We start from the raw sequence: 16,369 nt of genomic DNA, 5'->3' as shown, positions 1-16,369 counted from the left end.
GTCGACGCGCGGGTCAGTTGACGCGGCAGAAGATGCCCTCGCCGGGGCGGGCGGACGGATCCGGCGTGACGTCCGCGCACGGCCTCAGGGAGTCCGCCGGCACCGTCAGGTCGGCCAGTTGCGGGCAGACGTGTTCGATCGCGGCGCGGACCCGGTACTCGCCCGCCGCGGCATCCGCCGCATTCCCTGCCAGGGTGCGCACCTCCTGCCACACCTCGGCGGTCCCCATCGAGGCGATCTGCGAACACGTCTGCCGACCCTGTTCGGCGACGTATCCGCGAATCCGGCGCAGGGGCGTACCCGAGTACAGCGAGCCGTTCAGGTTCGCGAGTCCGCACACCTGGCGTGCGTAGGCGCCGTCGCCGCCGGGTGGAACCGCCTCTGCGAGTTGGCTGTTCCAACTCTCCCGCTTCTGCTGCTCGAGCTGCTCGGGCGTCGGCGACGACTGCTCGGGGTACTGCCGGCGTCGGTCGCCGAACAGGATCGCGGTCGCGGCAACGGCGTCGTCCACCGTGATGTTCGGGAGCCCGGCGTCGATGCAGGTGGCGTCCGGGTCGAGGTCGACATCGGACGGATACCCGGCGAAGTAGGCGACGTCGGTCGGCGGCGGAGTCGTCCGGGTGCCGGCGGTATCGGCGTCGGGATAGCGGTCGGTCGTCGTGGCGCACGCAGCCAGAGCCGTCGCCGCGATGATCGTCGACACCGTCACTGCCAGATTCCGCCGCCCCATCGGCACAGCATCACACGGCGGGCGTCAGTGCAGAACCTTCAGCCCGACCACGCAGCCGACGATCCCGAGGATGAGCAGGATCTTCACGAGCGAGGCGCTCTCGGACCCCGTGGCCATCGCGTACCCGACGGTGAGCGCGGCGCCGATGCCCACCCAGATCGCGTAGGAGGTACCGATGGGCAGGGTGCGCATCGCGTACGCCAGTCCGGCCATGCTGAGCACCAGACCGCCGGCGAAGACGAGCGTCGGGGTGAGGCGGGTGAAGCCTTCGGACTTGCCGAGGGCGGTCGCCCACACGGCTTCGAGAACACCGGAGATTACGAGCACGATCCAGGCCATGACGGTTCCAACTCTCCAAACACCGTCTTGTCGCTGGCCGGGTACGGTGTGCTCGTCCGGATGTCGTGTGACTGGTACCAGGGTACCGAATTGGTGCACCGTTTCCGCCCGTGGTGGCCGGTCTCACCATCCCGAGTGGCATTCACAGGAATCTCCCAGGGAACGTCCAGCCAAGGACCAGGTGGATCGGGGATTCTGGGGGAGTGAGTGAATTGCCGCAGGTCCGGGTGCTGATCGTCGACGACGAGCCGTCGCTCGTCGAGTTGCTGTCCGTGAGTCTCCGCTTCCAGGGGTTCGAGGTGGAGACCGCGACGAACGGCGCGGAGGGCCTCGACCGGGCGCGTGCCTTCCGGCCCGACGCACTGATCCTCGACGTGATGATGCCGGGCATGGACGGTTTCGGGATGCTGCGCCGGCTGCGCGCCGACGGCGTCGATGCGCCGGTGCTCTTCCTCACCGCCCGGGATGCGCTGGAGGACAAGGTGACCGGGCTGACCATCGGCGCCGACGACTACGTCACCAAGCCGTTCAGTCTCGAGGAAGTGGTGGCCCGACTGCGCGTGATCCTGCGCCGTGCCGGTCACTCCGACGACAAGCAGTCCTCCCGTGTCACGTTCGCGGATCTGGAACTCGACGACGACACCCGTGAGGTGTGGAAGGCCGGCGAGCAGGTCTCGTTGTCGCCCACCGAGTTCACGCTGCTCCGGTACTTCATGGTCAATGCCGGCACCGTGCTGAGCAAGCCGCGGATTCTCGACCACGTCTGGAACTACGACTTCGGCGGCGAGGTCGGTGTCGTCGAGTCGTACGTCTCCTACCTGCGCCGCAAGATCGACACCACCGAACCGCGGCTGATCCACACGCTGCGCGGTGTCGGCTACGTGATGCGCGAACCGCGGTAGGCGGACCGATGAGGCGTCTGCGCGCACTGCCGCTGCGGGTCACCCTGGTCGTGGCGCTGCTGCTGTTGGCGGCGGCCGGACTGCTGGCGTCGGGCGTCGCGGTGACGTCCGCGATGGAGTCCTCGCTGATCGACCGCACCGATCGTCAACTGCGCGACGCCGCGCACGGCTGGGCGAAGCCCCGTGATCCGTGGCTGTCGCCGCCGGTGTCCGCGCCCGGGCCGGGCCGGCCGCCGAGTGCGTTCTATGTGCGGTCGACGGAACCCGACGGCACCGTCCGTCTGGAGGTCCGCGACGAGAGCACCAACGCCACACCGGAAATCAGCGACGATCCGGGTCCCGTCACGGTGGGCTCGGTGGGCGGCGAGGACATCCGGTGGCGTGAGCTGACGGTGGCGACCCCGGCCGGGACGACGACCGTCGCCGTGAAGCTCGCCGACATCGATGCGACCGTCGAGCGGTTGGTGGTGCTGCAGATCGCCATCGGTGCCGTGGTGCTCGTCGCGCTCGGCTTCGCCACCTACCTCGTGGTGCGGCGCAGCCTGCGTCCGCTGCGGGAGGTGGAGGAGATCGCCGCCGCCATCGCCGCCGGGGATCTGCATCGCCGGGTGCCGGAGTGGGACCAGCGCACCGAGGTGGGACGCCTGTCCACGGCGCTCAACGGGATGCTCGCGCAGATCCAGACCGCGTTCGCCGCGACCGCGGCGTCGGAGGAGTCGGCCCGCCGATCGGAGGAACGCATGCGCCGCTTCGTGGCCGACGCCAGTCATGAACTGCGGACCCCGCTCGCGACCATCCGCGGATTCGCGGAACTGTATCGGCAGGGCGCGGCGCCGGACCCCGATATGGTGCTGAGCAGGATCGAGGGCCAGGCGCAGCGGATGGGACTGCTCGTCGAGGACCTGCTGCTGCTGGCGCGGATGGACGCGCAGCGGCCGTTCGAGCGAACCCCCGTGGACCTGCTGGCGGTCGCGGCGGACGCCGTGCACGACGCGCGGGCACGCGCCTCGCAGCGACGAATCACATTGGAGGTCTTGCCGGATTCCGCGCCCGCCGAGGTGTTGGGCGACGACGCCCGGCTGCGGCAGGTGGTCGGCAACCTGATCGGGAATGCACTCGATCACACGCCGGCGACGGCCGACGTCACGGTGCGCGTCGGTACCGACGGCGCGGACGCCGTCGTCGAGGTGGCCGACACCGGTCCGGGCCTCGCGGACGACGACGCGGCGCGGGTGTTCGAACGGTTCTACCGCGCCGACGCGTCGCGCACGCGGACGAGCGGCGGCAGCGGTCTCGGACTGTCGATCGTCGCGGCGATCGTCGCCGCACACGGCGGGACCGTCGGCGTCGACAGCGCACCCGGGAAGGGGGCGACCTTCCGGGTGCGCCTGCCGAGGGAGTGACGGGTCAGGCGGGAACGTTCTCGCCGTGGCCCAGTTCGCGCAGCGCCGTCTTGATCTTGGTGGCGGCCTCGTCCATCGATTCGGGCGACGGGTTGGGGTCGGCGCCGCTGATGTCGAAGTTGCCCATGCTGTAGGCCGGGAAGACGTGCATGTGCAGGTGCGGCACCTCGAGCCCCGCGATCAGGAAGCCGGCGCGGGGCGCGTCGAATGCCTGACGGACGGCACGGGCGATCGTGCGAGAGACCGCGGTGCACTTGGCGAACAGTTCGTCGTCGACGTCCTGCCACTGATCCACCTCCTTGCGAGGCACGATCAGGGTGTGGCCCTGGGTAACTGGGGCAATCGTGAGGAACGCGACGACGTCCTCGTCTTCCCACACGAAACGGCCCGGCAGGTCTCCGGCGATGATGGCGCTGAACACAGAAGGCATACCGCGAGGATAGGTGGCGGCGGCGGTCGTCGGTACTCCGGCCGCGGTGCACGTGGGTGATCGCGCGACACGCGTCGTGACCGCGAACTATCACGGAACGGCTCATGCGATCTCGTGATGCGGGTCACACTGATACGCGACTTCCACGTTCGGTCGGGGGATCCGATACCGAGGAGTGCTATGTCGCCACGTTCGTTACGTCCCCGTCGCCTCATCGTTCCCGCCGTGATCGCCGCGGCGGCCGCCGCGATCGCACTACCCGGCCAGGCCGCCGCCGAGTCGTCGCTCGACGTCGTCGACGCCCTGTCGGTGACAACGCTGGTCAACGGGGCGCTGTCCGTCGCGGGCGGATGCCAGAGTCCCGATCGGGACCGCATCGTCGCGTGCACCCGAATGGAGACCCTCACGACCCAGGTTCCCGTGATGTTGGCGTTCAGTCCGCTCACCACCAACATCGTGGTGCTCGGCGCCGGCCTGTACGCCGACGGGACGATGCGCCCGCTGCTGGTGTCCCGATTGCAGGCTGCACTCGCACTGGCGCAACGGTTTCCGCTGTCCCCGATCATCGTGACGGGTGGTGTCCCGCAGTCCGGTGTCACCGAGGCGCAGGCGATGCGGCAGTGGCTCGTCGCGAACGGAATCCCGGCGTTCCGGATCACCGAGGAGGGCGCGTCACGGTCGACCGTCGAGAACGCCGCGAACACGAGTCGGATCCTCGCGGACCGTGGTGCGAGTGGTGCCGTGGTCGTGACCAGTCCCGATCACCTGCAGCGGGCGATGGTCGATTTCCGCGTCGCGGTGGCGGGACGCATCCCGATCGCGGGCGTGGTCGCACCGTTCTGATGTCCGAAAGAGTTCGTATGTACTGTTATTCGTAATCTTGCGGACATCTGAGGTGTTCGGGCGGCGAGTTGCCAGGAAGCTCACAGCTCCGTTGCAGCCCGGCCGCAGGCGCGCTCCCCACGCTGAGGGACATGACGACCGAATCCCGGCTCTCGGTGGGTGCGCAGCGGTCCGAGGTGATCACCGCGGCGCCCGCACTCGACATCGTCGTGCCCGTGTACAACGAGCAGGCGGCGCTCGACGGGTGCGTGCGGCGACTGCGCGGCTATCTCGTTGCCGAAGTGCCGTATACCGCCCGAATCACCATCGCGGACAACGCCAGTAGCGATCGCACGCTCGAGATCGCGCGGGCACTGGCCGACGAGTTCCCCGACGTCCGGGTGCTCCATCTCGACGAGAAGGGGCGCGGGCGTGCGCTGCGCGCGGCGTGGGGTCGATCCGACGCTCGGGTCCTGGTCTACATGGACGTGGACCTATCCACCGGACTGGACGCGCTGATGCCGCTCGTCGCCCCGCTGCTGTCGGGGCACTCGGACGTCGCGATCGGCTCCCGGCTGGCCCGGTCGTCGCGGGTGGTGCGCGGACCGAAGCGCGAATTCATCTCCCGCAGCTACAACCTGATCTTGAAGAGCGCGCTGCATGCCCGGTTCTCGGACGCGCAGTGCGGGTTCAAGGCGGTGCGCGCCGACGTGGCCCACGCTCTGCTGCCGCTCGTCGAGGACGGCGATTGGTTCTTCGACACCGAACTGCTGGTGCTGGCCGAGCGAGCCGGCCTGCGCATCCACGAGGTGCCCGTCGACTGGGTCGACGACCCCGACAGCCGCGTCGACATCGTCGCGACCGCGCTCGCGGACCTGCGTGGTGTCGTGCGGGTGGGGCGCGCGCTGGTGACCGGCGCGCTGCCGCTCGCGGCGCTGCGGGACAGCCTCGGCCGGGGCGAGCTCACGCGGGGGTCGTCGCCGGCGATGCTGGGTCAACTGGTGCGCTTCGCGATCGTCGGGGTCGCCAGCACCGCGGCCTACGCCCTGCTGTATCTCGCGTTCCAGGGGGCCGTCGGGGCACAGTGGGCCAACGCCCTCGCGCTGCTGATCACGGCGGTGGCGAACACCGCGGCCAATCGGGTCTTCACATTCGGGGTCCGCGGGCGCCGCGGTGCCGCGCGGCACCAGATGCAGGGTCTGGTCGTGTTCGGATTCGGCCTCGCCATCACCAGCGGTTCGCTGGCCGTCCTGCACCGGTTCGCGCCGGGTGCCTCGCCGCATCTCGAACTCGCGGTCCTTGTGGCCGCGAATCTCGTTGCCACGCTTACCCGTTTCATCGGCCTGCGCTGGGTGTTCCGGCACGGTGCCGCGGAAGGAGTCACCCGATGAGCGTCACGATCGATCGACCGGTGGCGGCACCGCAACCGGCCGCCGCACCGAAGCGCACCCGCGAGTACTGGGCGCTGGCGGCGTTGCTCGTCGGCACGGCCCTCGCCTACCTGTGGAACCTGAGTGCCTCCGGCTGGGCCAACTCGTTCTACTCGGCGGCGGTGCAGGCGGGATCGGTGTCGTGGAAGGCGTTCTTCTTCGGCTCGTCGGATGCGGCGAACTCGATCACCGTCGACAAGCCGCCGGCGTCGCTGTGGGTGATGGAGCTGTCGGTCCGGGCGTTCGGGCTGAACTCGTGGAGCATCCTGGTCCCGCAGCTGCTGATCGGCGTGGCGTCGGTGGCGCTGTTGTGGGCGACCGTGCGCCGGTACTTCGGCGCCGCGGCCGGGCTGTTGGCAGGACTGGTGCTGGCGCTGACGCCGGTGGCCGTGTTGATGTTCCGGTTCAACAACCCCGATGCGCTGCTGGTGCTGCTGATGATCGCGGCCGTGTGGGCGACGCTGCGTGGTGTCGAGGACGGCCGCACCCGGTGGTTGGTGCTGACCGGGGTGTTCGTCGGGTTCGGCTTCCTCACCAAGCAGCTGCAGGTGATGCTCGTGGTGCCGCCGCTGGCGCTGACGTACCTGATCGCCGGGCCGCCGAAGCTCGGCAAGCGGATCCTCCAGTTGTTCGCGGCCCTCGGCGGGCTGATCGTCTCCGCCGGCTGGTGGTTGCTGACGGTCGAACTGTGGCCGGCCGGCTCGCGGCCGTGGATCGGCGGCTCGCAGGACAACTCCATCCTGGAACTGACGCTGGGCTACAACGGGTTCGGCCGGTTGAACGGCAACGAGCGGGGCAGTGTCGGCGGTGGCGGCATGCGGGGCGGGTCTGCTGCGGACGCGATGCCCGCGGGTGCGCCGGGCGGCTTCCCCGGCGGCGACGGAATGCCCGGTGGCGGCATGTGGGGGAGTACCGGCATCACCCGACTGTTCGAGCCCGCGCAGGGCGGCCAGATCGCATGGCTGCTGCCGGCCGCGTTGATCCTGCTGGTCGCGGGAATCGTGCTGTGCGGTCGCGCCGCCCGCACCGACGTGCGGCGTGCCTCGCTCATCGCGTTCGGTTCGTGGCTGCTCGTCACCGGCCTGGTGTTCAGTTTCATGGCGGGCATCTTCCACGCGTACTACACGGTCGCGCTGGCGCCCGCGGTCGCGGCTCTCGTCGGCGCGGGCGCGGTGACGCTGTGGCGGCGTCGTGACCTGTTGTGGGTCCGGATCGTCGCCGCCGTCACGATCGTGGCGACCGCTGCGACCGCGTGGATCCTGTTGGGGCGCAGCCCGGATTTCGTGCCGTGGCTGCGTTGGGTGGTGGTCGTCGTGGGGGCTCTCGCGGCTGTCGCGATGCTGGTGCCCGCGGTCCTGCGGGCGCGTGCCGCCGTCGTCGTGATCGTGGCGGCTCTCTTCACCGGACTCGCCGGCCCGGTTGCCTACGCGGTGAACACGATCGGCACCGGCCATTCCGGGTCGATCCCGTCGGCCGGCCCGCGCGTCGAGGGCGAGATGGGTCGCGGCGGGCCGGGCGGCATGCGCGGCGCTGGGGAACGTCCTGGCGGCATGCCCATGGCCGATGGGATGCCGATGCCGGGTGGCCGCGGAACCGGAGCCGGCGCGTTCGAGGCGCCAGGCACTCTCGGTGGCATGCCCGGCGGCTTCGGTGGCGGCGCGGGCGGCGGCCTGCTGGACGCCAGCAAACCTGGCGACGAACTCACCGCCCTGCTGCGCGAGCGCGCGGACGACTACACCTGGGTGGCCGCGGCGATCGGATCCAACAGTGCGTCGGGCTACCAGCTGGCGACCGAACGCCCGGTGATGCCGATCGGCGGATTCAACGGCAGCGACCCGTCGCCGACGCTCGAACAGTTCCAGCAGTACGTCGCGGACGGGAAGGTCCACTATTTCGTCGCCGGTGGGATGGGCGGCGGCCGCGGCGGCGAGGGCACCGCGTCGCAGATCTCCGAATGGGTCCAGGCCAACTTCACGTCGACCACCGTCGACGGGGTCACCGTCTACGACCTCACCGCGGAACGGTGACGGGCCTCGGTCGACCGGCCTACCCTCCAAGAAGGGAGGCATCATGACCGATCACGACGTCATCGCACACATCGACGAACTGGTTCGCGAAGAGAAGGAACTCCGTGCTCGAGCGGCGGGCGACGGCCTCGGTGACGAGGACCGGGCCCGGCTCACACTGGTCGAGGAACGCCTCGACCAGTGCTGGGATCTGCTGCGGCAACGACGCGCGCGGGAGGAGTTCGGGGAGGACGCCGATGCGGCGACGCCCCGACCCGTCGACGAGGTGGAGTCCTACAAGCAGTAGCCCGAGTCAGGTCGCGGCGGCCGGCCCGAGTTCCACGGCGATCGCCCCGGCCAGGAGTTCGCGAGCGCGGTCGAGGGTGACGGATCCGCTGAGCCAGCGACTGCTCAGACCCTCGACCAGCGCGGTGAGTCGTTCCGCGGCGTCGGCGGGATCGGTCTCCGGAGTCGCGAGGCCCGCGTCCTGTGCCCTCGTGATGAGCTCCGCGAGTTCGCCGGACCACCGCTGCGTGGTCTCCTGCAGTGACGCGCGCAGATCATCGGCGAACACGGCGCTCGCCCGCAGTTCGTTCCACGCGACGCTGTTCTCCCGGACCGGGGGAGTGTCCCGGATCTCGAGCAGAAGCATCTGCTCGAGCTGTGTCCGTGGATCGTCCGCGTCGAACGCTTCCTCGGTGTACCGCTCGGCACCGAGATCGACGTGTTCGAGGGCGCAGCGGAGGACGCCGGCCCGATCCTGGAAGTGGTAGTAGATGAGGGCCGGGGACACACCGGCCTCGGCCGCGAGTGTCTCGATCCGCAGCCCCCGCACGCCGGTCCGCGCGATCACGCGAACGGCGGCATCCAGAATCCGGTTTCGGCGGTCGGACACGGATCCTCCTGTACGAGTGGGTGTCATCGCTGGTGTGCGGGCTCTTGCTGAGTGGTGCAGTGGATTCCGCCGCCGCCGGCGGCGATGCCGTCGATGTTCAACTGGACGACCTCGCGATCGGGGAACAGCCGTCCCATCGTGTCCCGGGCCGCCCGATCGGCCACGGGGTCGCCGAATTCCGGGCCGATCACCGCGCCGTTGCAGACGTAGAAGTTGATGTATCCGGCCGCGAAGTCGTCCGATTCGAACTCCGGACGCACCGAATCGGGTGCGTTCAGGACGACGACCTCGAGCGGCCGGCCCTTCGCGTCGGTCGCCTGTTCGAGAATCTCGAGGTGTCGGGCGGTGACGTCGTGGTCGAACGACTCGGGATCCGGCTCGAACCCCGCGACCACCACGCCGGGGCGCGCGAAGCGGGCGTAGAAGTCGGTGTGGCCGTCTGTGATGTCCATTCCCGCGATACCCGGGAGCCAGATGATCTTCTCGAGGCCGAGCAGGTAGGCCAGCTCCGCCTCGACGTCTGCCTTCGACCAGCCCGGATTGCGGTTGGCGTTGAGCACGCAGCTCTCGGTGACGATCGCGGTGCCGTCGCCGTCGACCTCGATCGCGCCGCCCTCGAGGACCAGATCGGTGTGCAGTGTCTCGACCCCGGCCCGGGTAGCGACGAACGACGCGACGTCGGCGTCGTGGTCGAAGTCCTGCTTCTCGCCCCACCCGTTGAAGTTGAAGTCGATCCCGGCCATGGTGCCGTCGCCGAGCACGAAGACGGGCCCCGTGTCCCGCATCCAGAGGTCGTCGAGCGGCGCCTCGATCAGTTCGACCGTCGGGCCGACGAGGTCTCGCGCGAGCGCCATCTCGTCGGGGCGCACCAGCATCGACACCGGCTCGAATCGGGCGATCGTCTGCGCGATGGTCGCCAGGTTCCGGCGAACCTCGGGAAGCAGCGCGGCACCCCAGACAGCCTCGCTCGCTCCGAAGGCCATCCAGGTCCGTGCGTGGGGCGCACCCTCGTCGGGCATTCGCCACTGTCGATCGTCGGTGCCGGCGTCGTCTTCGGAGGCACAGCCGGCCAGCAGGAGCCCGCCGGTCACCGTCAGGCCGGCCTTGATGAACTCGCGTCTGCGCATCGGGGTCTTCTCCGTGTCGTGAGGTGTCCGGTGGCGCTGTCACGGCCGAGCGTATTCCTGACTGAATTTTCAGTCAAAGTGGAGCCGGACCGGACGGGCAGGTGGGTGGTCGTGGGCGTTGTCGGCGGGCCGTAGGCTGACACCCGTGCGCGTACTCGTGATCGGCTCCGGAGCCCGTGAACATGCCCTCCTGTTGGCCCTCGCCCGTGACCCGGGCGTCGACAAGCTGATGTGTGCCCCCGGCAATGCCGGCATCGCCCGCATCGCCGAGACCCACGCGGTCGACGTCGCGTCCGGTGACGCCGTCGTCGCGCTGGCGAAGTCGCAGGCCGCCGACCTGGTCGTCATCGGCCCCGAGGTGCCGCTGGTGCTCGGTGTCGCCGACGCCGTCCGCGCCGCGGGCATCGCGTGCTTCGGCCCGTCCGCCGAAGCCGCCCGAATCGAGGGCTCCAAGGCGTTCGCGAAGGACGTCATGGCCGCCGCCGGTGTCCGCACCGCGCACAGCGAGGTCGTCGACAACCCGGCCGACCTCGACGCCGCCCTCGATCGCTTCGGCCCCAACTGGGTCGTCAAGGACGACGGACTGGCCGCCGGCAAGGGCGTCGTCGTCACCACCGACCGCAGCGCCGCGCGCGACCACGCCGCCGAGTGCCTCGAGATCGGGCACCCCGTGCTGCTCGAATCGTTCCTCGACGGCCCCGAGGTGTCCCTGTTCTGCCTGGTCGACGGCGAGACCGTGGTCCCGCTGCTGCCCGCGCAGGACCACAAGCGCGTCGGCGACGGCGACACCGGCCCCAACACCGGTGGCATGGGCGCCTACACGCCGCTGCCGTGGCTGCCGGCCGACGCCGTCACCCAGATCGTCGACGACGTCGTCAAGCCCGTCGCGGTCGAGATGGCCAAGCGCGGTTGCCCGTTCACCGGTCTGCTGTACGCCGGCCTGGCGATGGGCAAGAACGGCCCGGCCGTCGTCGAGTTCAACTGCCGCTTCGGCGACCCGGAGACGCAGGCCGTCCTGGCGCTGCTCGAGTCCCCGCTCGGTGAGGTGCTGAACGCCGCCGCGACCGGCACCCTCGCGTCGATCCCGCCGCTGCAGTGGCGCGACGGCTCGGCGGTCACCGTCGTCCTGGCCGCCGAGAACTACCCGGCCACCCCGCGCTCCGGTGACGTCATCACCGGTTCCGAGGCCGACGGCGTCCTGCACGCCGGTACCGCGGCCCGCGAGGACGGGACCATCGTCTCCGCCGGCGGCCGCGTGCTGAGCGTGGTCGGTGTCGGCGCCGACCTCACCGAGGCCCGCGAGGACGCGTACGCGCGTCTGGCCGAGGTGAAGCTGCCGGGCGGACACTTCCGCAGCGACATCGGCCTGGCCGCGGTCGAGGGCCGGATCTCCATCTGACCTGCCCCTCCACTCTTCGCGACGCCGCGCTCCCGATCGGGGGCGCGGCGTCGCCGTTTCCGGAGAGGCAACGGTCCGGCACCGGATTCGGGCGCCACTGTTCTGCGCGCTAACGTCGAAGACGTGCGTACCGACTCCCAGCGATCGACCATCCCGGCCTTCCACGTCATGGACGTGTGGAAGGCCGCCAACGAGCGGCAGCGCACGCACGGTGACGTGCTGTCCCTCGCGGCCGGGCAGCCGTCGACGCCCGCACCGCAGCCGGTGCTGCGCGCGGCCCGCGAATCGCTGGACAACCACTTGCTCGGCTACACCGAGACGTTCGGGATCGAGCCGCTGCGCCAGGCCATCGCCGACTACCACCACGGCCGCTCCGGCTACGCCGTCCACCCCGACGAGGTGGTCGTGACCACCGGTTCGTCGGGCGCGTTCACGCTGCTGTTCCTCGCCGCGTTCGACGCCGGTGACACCGTCGTGGTCGCACGCCCCGGCTACCCCGCGTACCGGAACACGCTGACGGCGCTGGGCTGCAACGTCATCGAGATCGACTGCGGACCCGAGACCCGGTTCCAGCCGACCGTCGCGATGCTCGAGGAGATGGACACCCCGCCCGCGGGCCTCATCGTCGCGAGCCCCGCCAACCCGACCGGCACCGTCATCGATCCGGCCGAACTGGCCGCGCTGGCCCGCTGGTGCGAGGAGCACGACACGCTGCTGATCTCGGACGAGATCTATCACGGCATCGAGTTCTCGGGTGAGCTTGCCGGGGGCCAGCCGACCGCGTCGGCGTGGGAGACCTCGCGCGAGGCGGTCGTGATCGGCTCGGTGTCGAAGTACTTCTCGATGACCGGGTGGCGGCTGGGCTGGATGCTGGTGCCCGAGCACCTGCGCCGCGCGCTGCAGCGGCTCGCGTCGAACATGACGGTGTGCCCGCCGGCGATCTCGCAGTACGCGGCCGTCGCGGCGTTCTGCGACGAGTCCCGCGCCGAGCTGGACGGCCACGTCCAGCGGTACGCGGCCAACCGGGAACTGCTGCTCACCGGCCTGCCGAAACTGGGTCTCACCGAACTCGCGCCCGCCGACGGCGCGTTCTACGTGTACGCCGACATCGCGCACCTCACCGACGACTCGACGTCGTGGTGTGCGCGGTTGCTCGCCGACACCGGGCTCGCGCTCGCGCCGGGCATCGACTTCGACACCGCGCACGGCGACCACACCGTGCGGATGTCGTTCGCCGGGGCCACCGCGGAGATCCGGGATGCGCTGGTCCGGCTCGAACGGTGGCTGCCCGAGCCGCGATAGCCGCGGTGTTCCGTCAATCCGCCCAGTAGACGGTGGCCGACTGGCACGATGAGGGGATGACCTCTGCCGCCACGCCCAAAGGCGAGAGGCGTCGGCAGTCGCTCGTCACCGCGGCGGCGGACCTCCTGCTCGAGGGCGGATTCGACGCCGTCCGGCATCGTGCCGTCGCGTCGCGCGCCGGGCTTCCGCTCGCGTCGACCACGTACTACTTCGGGTCGCTCGACGAGCTGATCGCGCTGGCCGTCGAGCACAACGGCAATCGGGAACTGGACGCGATGCGGGCGCGCATCGACGAGGTCACCCAGCGCCGACGGGGCGTCGAGGCGACGGTCGACCTGATCGTGGACCTGCTGGTGGGCCCCGAAGACAGCACTGACGCGGGCGACGGCTCCCGGGAGCGGCTGATCGCGCGGTACGAACGGTTCGTCGCGTCCGCCCGGCACCCCGAACTGCGCGAGGTGCAGCTGCGGCTGCGAGCCCAGGTCGACGACCTGCTCACCGAGGTGCTGCGCCGGTCCGGCCGCGAGGTCCGCGAGCCGCAACTGCGCCGGCTGGTGGCCGTCGTCGACGGGGTGGTGGTGGGGGCGCTCAGCGAGGTCGACCCCGATCCGCGGGGGATGGCGCGGGCGATGCTGTCGGACCTGATCGACGACTTCGCGCCGCCCAGCACGCGCTGACGAGGGCGTTCGGGTGCGCCATTAGACTGAGGTCTCGTGAGCCGCATCCCGAACGTCCTTGCCAACCGTTACGCCAGCCCCGCTCTGAAGGAGCTGTGGTCGCCGGAGCACAAGATCGTGCTCGAGCGCCAGCTGTGGTTGGCGGTGCTGCAGGCTCAGGCCGAGCTGGGCATCGACGTCCCGCAGGAGGCCGTCGCCGACTACGCGCGCGTGCTGCACCAGGTGGACCTCGACTCGATCGCCGATCGTGAGCGCGTCACCCGCCACGACGTGAAGGCCCGCATCGAGGAGTTCAACGCCCTCGCCGGCCACGAGCACGTCCACAAGGGCATGACCAGCCGCGACCTCACCGAGAACGTCGAGCAGCTGCAGGTGCTGCGCTCGCTCGAGCACGTCTACGACCACGGCATCGCGATCGCCGCCCGCCTGGCCGAGCGCGCCGCCGAGTACACCGGCATCGTGATGGCCGGCCGCTCCCACAACGTCGCCGCGCAGGCCACCACGCTCGGCAAGCGCTTCGCGTCCGCCGCCGACGAGATGCTGGTCGGGCTCACCCGCGTCCGCGAGCTCATCGACCGCTACCCGCTGCGCGGCATCAAGGGCCCCATGGGCACCGCGCAGGACATGCTCGACCTGCTCGACGGTGACGCCGCCAAGCTCGAGCAGCTCGAGGCCAAGGTCGCCGAGCACCTCGGCTTCGCGCACGTGTTCACCAGCGTCGGCCAGGTGTACCCGCGCTCGCTCGACCACGACGTGCTGTCCGCGCTGGTCCAGGTGGGTGCAGCGTCGTCGTCGATGGCACACACCATCCGCTTGATGGCCGGCCACGAGCTGGTCACCGAGGGCTTCCAGCCCGGCCAGGTGGGCTCGTCGGCGATGCCGCACAAGATGAACACCCGCTCGTGCGAGCGCGTCAACGGCCTGCAGGTGGTGCTGCGCGGCTACGCGTCGATGGCCTCGGAGCTGGCCGGTGCGCAGTGGAACGAGGGCGACGTGTTCTGCTCCGTGGTCCGCCGCGTGGCGCTGCCCGACGCGTTCTTCGCGATCGACGGCCAGATGGAGACGTTCCTGACGGTGCTCGCCGAGTTCGGCGCCTACCCGGCCGTCATCGAGAACGAGCTGACCCGCTACCTGCCGTTCCTCGCCACCACCAAGGTCCTCATGGCCGCGGTGCGCGCGGGTGTCGGACGCGAGACCGCGCACGAGGCCATCAAGGAGCACGCCGTCGCCGTCGCGCTCGCGATGCGCGAGGAGGGCAAGGAGCCCGACCTGCTCGATCGTCTGGCCGCCGACGACCGACTGCCGCTCGATCGCGCCGCGCTCGACGAGGCGCTGGCCGACCGTTCCGCGTTCGTCGGTGCCGCCGGCGCGCAGGTCGACTCGGTGGTCGCCGAGGTGCAGAAGCTCGTCGACGCCAACCCCGACGCCGCCCGCTACACCCCGGGTTCGATTCTGTGACAGCAGGTTCCATCACGGTCGGTGACCTGACCGCGTACCTCGCGCAGCCCGAGGGCGGCAGCGACACCGTCATGCTGCTGCTGCCGATGATCAACGGCATCGACGCGCAGGTTCGGGAGTACGCCGACGACGTCGCCGCATCCGGGGCCACCGCCCTGGTGTGGGATCCGTGGCACGGACCGAGCCTCGACGACACCGCCAAGGAGCGTCTGTTCGAGCTCATGGGCGAACTCGACGACGAGACGTGCCTGGCCGAGATGTCCGCGTTGCTCGACTACGCGCGCGGTGAACTCGGTGCCCGGCGCGTCGGCGTGATCGGCTGGTGCCTGGGCGGGCGGTTCGCGCTGCTGCTCGGCGCGCGCGACGCCGATCTCGCGAATGTCGTTGCGTACCATCCGTCGATCTGGGATCCGGCCGCCGCGAACCACGATCTCGACGCGATCGCGCTGGCCCCGTCGATCGCGGCCCCGGTGATGGTGCTGCACGCCGGTGCCGACACCATCCTGTCGACCGGGAGCTTCCAGGCCCTGCAGGCTGCGCTGCAGTCCCGCGAGGCCGGCGCGACCATCGTGCACGCCTACCCCGGTGCCGCGCACGGCTTCAGTGCCCGTGCGCGCCACGACGATCCGGTGAACAAGGTGGCCTGGGAGATCTCCTGGCCGCAGGCGCTGGCCTTCGCGAAGGCGACGCTGGCCCAGTAGTTCGGCCTCCAACGGGAATCCACGGCACGCTTTCGGATCGAGAGTGTGCAGTGGATTCCCGTTCGGCGTCTCCGGGGGCGTCGGATAATCGGGGTATGACGATCACCGTGCGCCGCTCCGGACCGCAGGACCGCGAGGCGATCCTCGCGCTGATGGCGGCATCGCGCGGCGACGGCCTGTCCGCCGAGGAACGAGCAGAGCGCGGCTTCGTGCAGGGAAGCATGGACGTGGACGTCCTCGCGCGGTTCGAGGCGGGCACCGGCGTCTTCGTCGCGGAGGATGAAGGTGACCTCGCCGGATTCGCGATGACGTCCGAGCCCGGTGCGGTGGCGTCGGGTCCTCCGCGGTTGGCGGTCGACGCGGTGGGGGAGGGACACGGCCGCTTGTTCCTGTACGGGCCGGCGGCCGTGGACCCGCGCTTCCAGGGGCGGGGCGTACTGACCTTGCTGCTGGCCACACTGAGCCGGGCGCTGCGGGATCGGTTCGACCTCGGAGTGGCCTTCGTCGAGGCCGCGAACGCGAAGTCGCTTGCCGTGCATCGGCACTACGGGATGGACGAGGCGGCGACCTTCGTCTTCGACGGCCGGGACTACTTCGTCTTCACGTTCTCCCCGGACGAGTTCGCCTCTGTCGGCGGCAAGTAGCCACCCGGTAGGCCATTCTTCCGCACCCACGCGGGCACCCACACGGAGATCGGCCTGATCCCGCCCCACAGCCTGCCCCTGTGATAGACCACCACCATCGACTA

General features: G+C 70.3%; 17 protein-coding genes and 1 riboswitch. Of the genes, 12 read left to right on the top strand and 5 right to left on the bottom strand.

The window, feature by feature from the left end; genetic code table 11:
• Positions 1-13 precede the first annotated feature (13 nt).
• Both LCL87_RS04250 and LCL87_RS04245 read right to left on the bottom strand, forming a co-directional pair.
• Complete coding sequence (locus LCL87_RS04250) at positions 14-730, bottom strand: DUF732 domain-containing protein (protein WP_225017019.1); 717 nt, start codon at positions 728-730, stop codon at positions 14-16.
• Between the two features lie 24 nt (positions 731-754).
• Positions 755-1,069, bottom strand: coding sequence for a DMT family transporter (locus LCL87_RS04245; protein ID WP_225017017.1), 315 nt, complete (start codon positions 1,067-1,069; stop codon positions 755-757).
• Between the two features lie 16 nt (positions 1,070-1,085).
• A riboswitch (guanidine-III (ykkC-III) riboswitch) is annotated at positions 1,086-1,146 on the bottom strand.
• A gap of 126 nt (positions 1,147-1,272) precedes the next feature.
• Between LCL87_RS04245 and LCL87_RS04240 the strand changes: the two genes are divergently transcribed.
• Complete coding sequence (locus LCL87_RS04240; protein ID WP_225017015.1) at positions 1,273-1,971, top strand: response regulator transcription factor; 699 nt, start codon at positions 1,273-1,275, stop codon at positions 1,969-1,971.
• Positions 1,972-1,979: 8 nt separating this feature from the next.
• Positions 1,980-3,374 (top strand): sensor histidine kinase, encoded by a 1,395-nt coding sequence (locus LCL87_RS04235; protein WP_225017013.1) that lies wholly within the window; start codon positions 1,980-1,982, stop codon positions 3,372-3,374.
• Positions 3,375-3,378: 4 nt separating this feature from the next.
• Here the strand turns inward: LCL87_RS04235 and LCL87_RS04230 are convergent, their stop codons facing one another.
• Positions 3,379-3,804, bottom strand: a complete 426-nt coding sequence (locus tag LCL87_RS04230) for an HIT family protein (RefSeq protein ID WP_225017011.1) — start codon at positions 3,802-3,804, stop codon at positions 3,379-3,381.
• A gap of 180 nt (positions 3,805-3,984) precedes the next feature.
• On the opposite strand from LCL87_RS04230, the gene LCL87_RS04225 reads away from it, so the two are divergent.
• The 4 genes from LCL87_RS04225 (at position 3,985) to LCL87_RS04210 (ending at position 8,369) form a co-directional block, all read left to right on the top strand.
• Complete coding sequence (locus tag LCL87_RS04225) at positions 3,985-4,647, top strand: YdcF family protein (RefSeq protein ID WP_225017009.1); 663 nt, start codon at positions 3,985-3,987, stop codon at positions 4,645-4,647.
• Between the two features lie 131 nt (positions 4,648-4,778).
• A complete protein-coding gene (locus LCL87_RS04220; RefSeq protein ID WP_225017006.1) occupies positions 4,779-6,017 on the top strand; it encodes a bifunctional glycosyltransferase family 2/GtrA family protein in 1,239 nt (412 codons plus the stop codon).
• The gene (locus LCL87_RS04215) at positions 6,014-8,083 is read left to right on the top strand and encodes a glycosyltransferase family 39 protein (RefSeq protein ID WP_225017005.1); all 2,070 of its coding nucleotides are present in this window, start codon (positions 6,014-6,016) and stop codon (positions 8,081-8,083) included. Before LCL87_RS04220 ends, LCL87_RS04215 begins: the two co-directional genes overlap by 4 nt.
• 43 nt (positions 8,084-8,126) lie before the next feature.
• Complete coding sequence (locus LCL87_RS04210; RefSeq protein WP_225017003.1) at positions 8,127-8,369, top strand: DUF2630 family protein; 243 nt, start codon at positions 8,127-8,129, stop codon at positions 8,367-8,369.
• A 6-nt stretch (positions 8,370-8,375) separates the two neighbouring features.
• On the opposite strand, the gene LCL87_RS04205 is transcribed toward LCL87_RS04210, so the two are convergent.
• Together LCL87_RS04205 and LCL87_RS04200 are read right to left on the bottom strand one after the other, a co-directional pair.
• On the bottom strand, positions 8,376-8,957 hold the full coding sequence (locus LCL87_RS04205; RefSeq protein ID WP_225017001.1) for a TetR/AcrR family transcriptional regulator: 582 nt from the start codon (positions 8,955-8,957) through the stop codon (positions 8,376-8,378).
• Positions 8,958-8,980: 23 nt separating this feature from the next.
• The gene (locus LCL87_RS04200) at positions 8,981-10,084 is read right to left on the bottom strand and encodes an agmatine deiminase family protein (RefSeq protein ID WP_225016999.1); all 1,104 of its coding nucleotides are present in this window, start codon (positions 10,082-10,084) and stop codon (positions 8,981-8,983) included.
• A gap of 145 nt (positions 10,085-10,229) precedes the next feature.
• Here LCL87_RS04200 and purD point away from each other — a divergent pair, with 145 nt between their 5' ends.
• The 6 genes from purD (at position 10,230) to LCL87_RS04170 (ending at position 16,265) form a co-directional block, all read left to right on the top strand.
• Positions 10,230-11,483: a phosphoribosylamine--glycine ligase gene (gene purD, locus LCL87_RS04195; RefSeq protein WP_225016997.1), complete on the top strand. Its 1,254-nt coding sequence runs from the start codon at positions 10,230-10,232 to the stop codon at positions 11,481-11,483.
• A gap of 123 nt (positions 11,484-11,606) precedes the next feature.
• Positions 11,607-12,785 (top strand): pyridoxal phosphate-dependent aminotransferase, encoded by a 1,179-nt coding sequence (locus LCL87_RS04190; protein ID WP_225016994.1) that lies wholly within the window; start codon positions 11,607-11,609, stop codon positions 12,783-12,785.
• 56 nt (positions 12,786-12,841) lie between these two features.
• Positions 12,842-13,462, top strand: coding sequence for a TetR family transcriptional regulator C-terminal domain-containing protein (locus LCL87_RS04185; protein WP_225016992.1), 621 nt, complete (start codon positions 12,842-12,844; stop codon positions 13,460-13,462).
• 36 nt (positions 13,463-13,498) lie between these two features.
• Complete coding sequence (gene purB / locus LCL87_RS04180; RefSeq protein WP_225016985.1) at positions 13,499-14,920, top strand: adenylosuccinate lyase; 1,422 nt, start codon at positions 13,499-13,501, stop codon at positions 14,918-14,920.
• Positions 14,917-15,621 (top strand): dienelactone hydrolase family protein, encoded by a 705-nt coding sequence (locus LCL87_RS04175; RefSeq protein WP_225016983.1) that lies wholly within the window; start codon positions 14,917-14,919, stop codon positions 15,619-15,621. The genes purB and LCL87_RS04175 overlap by 4 nt, the downstream gene beginning before the upstream one ends.
• Before the next feature lie 95 nt (positions 15,622-15,716).
• Positions 15,717-16,265: a GNAT family N-acetyltransferase gene (locus tag LCL87_RS04170; RefSeq protein WP_225016980.1), complete on the top strand. Its 549-nt coding sequence runs from the start codon at positions 15,717-15,719 to the stop codon at positions 16,263-16,265.
• Positions 16,266-16,369 lie beyond the last annotated feature (104 nt).

It is taken from the genome of Prescottella equi, assembly GCF_020171745.1.
Lineage (GTDB): Bacteria > Actinomycetota > Actinomycetes > Mycobacteriales > Mycobacteriaceae > Prescottella > Prescottella equi_A.
The sequence above is the reverse complement of the archived record's forward strand: the minus strand, read 5'-3'. Positions and strand labels throughout refer to the sequence as shown.

Excerpts from the sequence above, each read along its gene's own strand:
- LCL87_RS04250 (WP_225017019.1), bottom strand. The coding sequence starts at position 730 with ATGGGGCGGCGGAATCTGGCAGTGACGGTGTCGACGATCATCGCGGCG.
- LCL87_RS04230 (WP_225017011.1), bottom strand. The coding sequence starts at position 3,804 with ATGCCTTCTGTGTTCAGCGCCATCATCGCCGGAGACCTGCCGGGCCGT.
- LCL87_RS04215 (WP_225017005.1), top strand. The coding sequence starts at position 6,014 with ATGAGCGTCACGATCGATCGACCGGTGGCGGCACCGCAACCGGCCGCC.
- LCL87_RS04245 (WP_225017017.1), bottom strand. The coding sequence starts at position 1,069 with ATGGCCTGGATCGTGCTCGTAATCTCCGGTGTTCTCGAAGCCGTGTGG.
- LCL87_RS04170 (WP_225016980.1), top strand. The coding sequence starts at position 15,717 with ATGACGATCACCGTGCGCCGCTCCGGACCGCAGGACCGCGAGGCGATC.
- LCL87_RS04225 (WP_225017009.1), top strand. The coding sequence starts at position 3,985 with ATGTCGCCACGTTCGTTACGTCCCCGTCGCCTCATCGTTCCCGCCGTG.
- LCL87_RS04200 (WP_225016999.1), bottom strand. The coding sequence starts at position 10,084 with ATGCGCAGACGCGAGTTCATCAAGGCCGGCCTGACGGTGACCGGCGGG.
- LCL87_RS04220 (WP_225017006.1), top strand. The coding sequence starts at position 4,779 with ATGACGACCGAATCCCGGCTCTCGGTGGGTGCGCAGCGGTCCGAGGTG.
- LCL87_RS04210 (WP_225017003.1), top strand. The coding sequence starts at position 8,127 with ATGACCGATCACGACGTCATCGCACACATCGACGAACTGGTTCGCGAA.
- LCL87_RS04235 (WP_225017013.1), top strand. The coding sequence starts at position 1,980 with ATGAGGCGTCTGCGCGCACTGCCGCTGCGGGTCACCCTGGTCGTGGCG.
- LCL87_RS04185 (WP_225016992.1), top strand. The coding sequence starts at position 12,842 with ATGACCTCTGCCGCCACGCCCAAAGGCGAGAGGCGTCGGCAGTCGCTC.